Source organism: Pseudidiomarina sp. WS423 (genome assembly GCF_050750165.1).
GTDB classification, from domain to species: domain Bacteria; phylum Pseudomonadota; class Gammaproteobacteria; order Enterobacterales; family Alteromonadaceae; genus Pseudidiomarina; species Pseudidiomarina fusca.
In genome coordinates, this window is sequence record NZ_JBOJLN010000050.1 from 1 (window position 1) to 636 (window position 636).

Consider the following 636-nt stretch of genomic DNA (forward strand, 5'->3'; position numbering starts at 1 on the left):
GCAAAACCCGCGTAAACCCTCGCCCAATCGGGCGGGGATATAAGCGGGAAACGCGAAGCGTTTCTAGTCAGGTGTGGCCTGACTTTGTACATATTCTTTCAGCGTTTCAATCGTTGCACCACCTGCGCTACAGGCAAAATAGGAGCGCGACCAGAGCGCTGCGCTCTTGCTTTGCCGGGGTACGTGGGTATTGAGTCTACGTATCCGGCGAGATGAAACCGATTTCAGGTTGTTCACCATAACGCTGATCGCCAGTTTCGGTGGGTAGGCCATCAACAGATGAACATGATCTTCTTCACCGTCCATTTCCAGCAGGTTACATTCCAGTTTCTCGCAAGCAGACTCAAATGCTTCACGCAGCTGCTCAATCATAAAGCCATCGAACAGTTTTCGTCGGTACTTGGTGGTAAAGACCAGATGAACAACCAGCTTGGTGACGCTGTGACGTTTTCTAAGGTAATCTGATAGCAATTCTTTATGATGCACACTCACTTGAAATATGACCTTAATAGCTTATAATGAATGAATTATATCAATGAGCGCTGAAATGTTAAAGGCCACGAAAGTACGCATTTATCCCACACCTGAGCAGGCGGAATTTTTAAACCGCCAGTTCGGTGCTGTGCGCTTTGCGTA

Annotated in this window: 2 protein-coding genes; one reads left to right on the forward strand and one right to left on the reverse strand. The window is 47.8% G+C overall.

Going from position 1 to position 636, the window contains the following annotated elements; genetic code table 11:
* Positions 1-63: 63 nt before the first annotated feature.
* Complete coding sequence (gene tnpA / locus ACQ661_RS12705) at positions 64-492, reverse strand: IS200/IS605 family transposase (RefSeq protein ID WP_257119926.1); 429 nt, start codon at positions 490-492, stop codon at positions 64-66.
* A gap of 55 nt (positions 493-547) precedes the next feature.
* Here tnpA and ACQ661_RS12710 point away from each other — a divergent pair.
* Positions 548-636 (forward strand): helix-turn-helix domain-containing protein (locus tag ACQ661_RS12710; RefSeq protein WP_431668588.1); only part of this gene is annotated, 89 nt, incomplete at its 3' end.